Genomic DNA, 4336 nt, shown 5'->3' on the forward strand with positions numbered 1-4336 from the left:
ATCCACTCGGGCCACACCGTGCGACAGCGGAAAGTACGGCTCAATCCGGCGCATCTGCGCCTGCGACAACCAGATCAAATCACTCATGACGACGCCTCCATGCGCCGCCAGTGAATCAGACAAACCCCGCCTTGGGAATCATTTCAATGGGTCCTGAGCCTAGTCCCGTTCCGCCTGCCGTTCCAACCGCTGCAGAAAGCGGAATGCTGCAATCACCAGGAAGGCGATCCCGGACAATCCCACCAGCCAGGCAACGCGCAGAGGCGTCACAAGTCCGCCCATCGCCGAGCCATCCGCATAGGCGCCCCACAACGCGGCAAAGCCGAACAGTGAGAGACCCAGCAGCGCCAGCAAGAGGTCCCATACCAGCGATGGCTCCTTGCGACGTGCCGCCGGCCGGTTACGGGCCGGGATGAACTCGAAGGGCGCCATCTCAACGTTGACGCTGGAACTCATCGCCTCTTGCCGGAATTCCGGAAACGGGGTTTTGGGAATTTCCAGCTCGGCGTCCAACCGGTCGGGCCCCGGCGAAAGCTTGTCAGGAACCAGCTCGAGCTCAGGCTCGTCGAGAAACTTGAACTCGCCGATCGACGGCGCGTCGGCGGTAGAGGCGCCCAGAGCGGGCATCGTCAGTTCAGGTTCCTCACCGGGGTCGGCAAAGAGAGTAGACAGTCGCGACGTCATGGCCTCGGACGCTGCGGCCAGGGCCGGCGCCAGGGGCGCCTCGGGCGCTGATGGCTGAGGCGCGGCATCAGATCCATCCTCGCGGCTGACGACGATCCGAGCGCCCTCGATTGCTGTGGAAAGCTCTGTTGGCCGGACGCTGGGGACCAGACTGAGCGCGTCGACGTCAAGCACGGGACGGAGCAATGGGCTTGGCGCGGGCACCCAGCCTTCACCCGCCGGTGTGAGGAACAACGCCTTCTCGGCCGCACGGCGGCGGACCAGGGCGTCGATCACGATCCGCTCGCCCTCGAAATCAGCCTTCCGCCACAGTTCCATGGCGCAGGCCGCCTGCACCAGATCGCCGGCGTTCAGCCGCTTCAGCATCTGGCTGCGGCGGAAGTTATCGACCCCGATGTTGAAGGCGAAACTGCACAGCGCGTCGAACTGGTTTTGGCTGAGCGGCGCGAAGACGCCCTCATTGACCACGTGAGCCACAGTGATCAGGTCGTAGAGCAGGAGGGCTTCTGCATCAGATTGGGACACCGCCGCACCCTCGCGGGCCGTCAGGGTATGCCCATAGCCGATCATCCAGCGACCATCGGGCAGCTGGACGGCGGTCTGGCGGTAGCCCTCGAACCGCTTCAGCAGGTCGATGGCTCCACGAGAGACGCGGTGGCGCGAGAACATGGCCCCGGATTGTCCCAATTCGGCATAGGCGGCAGGCGCCTGGTGACCCTTCACGCAAGCTTGACGCCACTTACAGCAGGATCAGGCTCGCGAGCCCCAAAAATGCAAAGAAGCCCGTGAAGTCCGTTACGAAGGTCACAAAAATCGACGACGAGACTGCGGGATCGCGGCCGCTCCGTTCCAGCACCAGCGGCACGACAGCGCCCGCCAGTGACGCCATGAACAGATTGATGATCAGCGCCAGACCGAACACCAAGGTGAGGCGCAAGTCATGGAACATAAGGAAAATCACGGTCCCGGTGATCGCAGCCAGCGCCGCGCCGTTGATCAGGCCCACCCCCATCTCGCGCAAGACCGTCCGAACCGCATTGAAGGACGACAGTTCCCGATTGGCCAGAGCCCGCACAGCCACGGCCAACGTCTGGGTGCCCGCATTGCCGCCTAGGGAGGCCACGATCGGATAGAGGGCGGCCAGAACGACCAGTTTGGCAATCTCGTCCTGGAACGCGCCGATCACACTGGCCGCGACCGCGGCGGTCACCATGTTGATCATCAGCCAGGGTATGCGCGAGCGCACAATGCCGACGACCCCGGCGTCGCGACCGGCGTCGGAAACACCGGCGAGCGCCAGGATATCCTCCTCGCCCTCCTCCTGGATGACGCCCACGATGTCGTCGACGGTGATCTGACCCACCAGTCGCCCGCCCACGTCCACGACGGGGGCGGAGATCAGGTGATACTTGTCGAAGATATAGGCGACTTCTTCCTGGTCCAGATCGATGGCGATCTCGTTCACCGGCTCCATGATCTGGGCCAGAGGAACCTGCCGACCGGACCGCAACAGGTGGCTGACCGGCACGGCGCCGACGGGCTTGTAGGCCGGATCCACCACATAGATATCGAAGAACAGTTCCGGCAGTTCCTCGCCGCCGCTGCGGAAGTGGTCAATGGCCTGGCCCACGGTCCAGAACTGGGGCGCCGCCACCACCTCGCGCTGCATCAGACGACCGGCGGTCTCTTCCCCGTAGGAGAGCGTCGACTCGATGGCCGCACGCTCCATCTCCGGCATGGCCGCCAGCACCTGGGCGCGTTTGTCATCCTCCAGATCGTCGACCACGTCGGCGGCGTCGTCGGAGTCCATCTCGCCAATGGCCCTGGCCAGGGTGGCGGACGGCACATGCTCCAGCACGTCCTCGCGAATCTCGCTGTCCAGCTCCGACAGGATTTCGGAAAGGGTTTCCGGGTCGAGATGCGGGACCAGCTCCTCGCGGGCGTCCGCCGACAGGAAGCCCATCAGGTCGGCGATGTCGGCGGGATGCAACGCGCTCAGCAGTTCGCGAAGACGCTCGGCGTCGCCTCGGTCCAGCGCATCTGCGACGTTGGACACAAAATCCGGGTTCAGCGCGTAGTCCTCGTCCAGCGCGAGGTCTTCAAGATCTTCGTCGACTTCGTGGGGCCGAATGTCGTCCGCCATATCGGCGAGGCTGTCCGTGTTACGGCTCATTCGGACCTCCCTCAGCTGTGTACGGACGACGTTTCTCGATCCCTGTTGACGTGTCTCAATCACTGGTGCGGTCGAGAAGACTCGAACTTCCACGGGTTGCCCCACAGCGACCTCAACGCTGCGCGTCTACCAATTCCGCCACGACCGCTCGTGGTGAGGCGCGGCAGGTAGCAAACGCAGACCGCTTTGGGAAGAGCGGGCTCAGATTGATCCGGCCATGTAGTCATAAACATCGGCCTCTCCCGTCACGCAGATGGAGATGCGCTCGTCGTTGATCTGAATTTCTCCGCGCGCTACCGGGTGATTGTTGGCCAGGATCCAGACCTCGTCATTCACCGTCGCATCGAGGGGAATCACCGCCCCCCGGCCCATCCGCAGCAATTGCGCCATCGGCAGCGCGGCGCGTCCCAGCACCACCTGAATCTCGACGTTGACCGACTTGACCTGACCCACCGAAAAACCCCGAAACACGCCGTTGGGCTTTGCATAACGCCAAGCCGCAGCGCACATTGGCGCTGACATGCTTGATCGGTCGTTAATCTCTGAAGCTTCGGCGCAATTTGCGCGTCTTGACGGCGCACCGGCCGGCTGGGCGGTGTCACGCGCGCCCGTTCCCTACCCTGACGCAGTGGCGGCTATGGAGGCTCGCGCCGCCGCTATCGCCGAAGGCCGGGCGGGCGAACTGGTCTGGCTGCTGGAACATCCGCCGCTCTACACAGCCGGCGTCTCGGCGCGACCCGAGGACCTCTTGGACGCCTCACGTTTCCCGGTGTTTCAAAGCGGGCGCGGCGGCCAGTACACCTACCACGGGCCGGGCCAGCGGGTGGCCTATGTGATGCTGGACCTCACACGCCGCCACCGCGACGTGCGCGCCTTCGTGGCCGCCCTGGAGGCCTGGCTGATCGGCGCCCTGGCGACCCTCGACGTATGCGCCGATGTCAGACCCGGTCGCGTGGGCGTCTGGGTGGCCCGGACCGACCCGCCGCGCGAGGACAAGATCGCCGCCATCGGGGTCAAGCTGCGCAAGTGGGTATCGTTTCACGGCGTTTCGCTGAACGTCGAACCCGACCTCTCCCATTTCGGCGGCATCGTACCCTGCGGCGTAACCGCCCACGGTGTCACCAGTCTGGCGGATCTCGGCGCGCCGGTGACCATGGACGCCGCAGACGCCGCATTGAGGGCGAGCTTCCAGGCCGTGTTCGGTCCCGTAACGACGATGGCGCCGCCGCTTTCCTGATGGCGCGCCGACGGATGGTCGCCTTGGGTTGTATTTCCAAACGCTGCGGTTCGGCGCCAGTTACGGCCTGTTCAACCGTAAATCCGTCAAGCAAACGCTTGGCCCGCCCTTTTTGGGGGTTATTGCAACTGTTGTCTAATTGGTTTCACGGTTGCCTCAGGTTCGTTGTTGGACTGACCTTGGTCTATGGTTGTCTACGGGGTCATGGCCTGGCTGGGGAGCCTTGATGGCCGTGCCGCAAG

Annotated in this window: 4 protein-coding genes and 1 tRNA gene; 1 reads left to right on the top strand and 4 read right to left on the bottom strand. The window is 64.3% G+C overall.

The window, feature by feature from the left end; all coding sequences use genetic code 11:
* Window positions 1–159 precede the first annotated feature (159 nt).
* From ACIQ3B_RS18085 to ACIQ3B_RS18100, 4 genes are all read right to left on the bottom strand, one after another.
* Window positions 160–1407: a lysozyme gene (locus ACIQ3B_RS18085; protein WP_397405070.1), complete on the bottom strand. Its 1248-nt coding sequence runs from the start codon at window positions 1405–1407 to the stop codon at window positions 160–162.
* A 16-nt stretch (window positions 1408–1423) separates the two neighbouring features.
* Window positions 1424–2857: a magnesium transporter gene (mgtE, locus tag ACIQ3B_RS18090; RefSeq protein WP_397405072.1), complete on the bottom strand. Its 1434-nt coding sequence runs from the start codon at window positions 2855–2857 to the stop codon at window positions 1424–1426.
* A gap of 63 nt (window positions 2858–2920) precedes the next feature.
* Window positions 2921–3005 (bottom strand) — tRNA-Leu (locus ACIQ3B_RS18095).
* Window positions 3006–3058: 53 nt separating this feature from the next.
* Window positions 3059–3367, bottom strand: coding sequence for a FliM/FliN family flagellar motor switch protein (locus tag ACIQ3B_RS18100; protein WP_397405076.1), 309 nt, complete (start codon window positions 3365–3367; stop codon window positions 3059–3061).
* Between the two features lie 10 nt (window positions 3368–3377).
* Here ACIQ3B_RS18100 and lipB point away from each other — a divergent pair, with 10 nt between their 5' ends.
* Entirely contained in the window at window positions 3378–4094 is a 717-nt protein-coding gene (gene lipB / locus ACIQ3B_RS18105; protein ID WP_397405074.1) for a lipoyl(octanoyl) transferase LipB, read from the top strand.
* Window positions 4095–4336 lie beyond the last annotated feature (242 nt).

The organism is Phenylobacterium sp. (assembly GCF_044358365.1).
GTDB lineage: Bacteria > Pseudomonadota > Alphaproteobacteria > Caulobacterales > Caulobacteraceae > Phenylobacterium.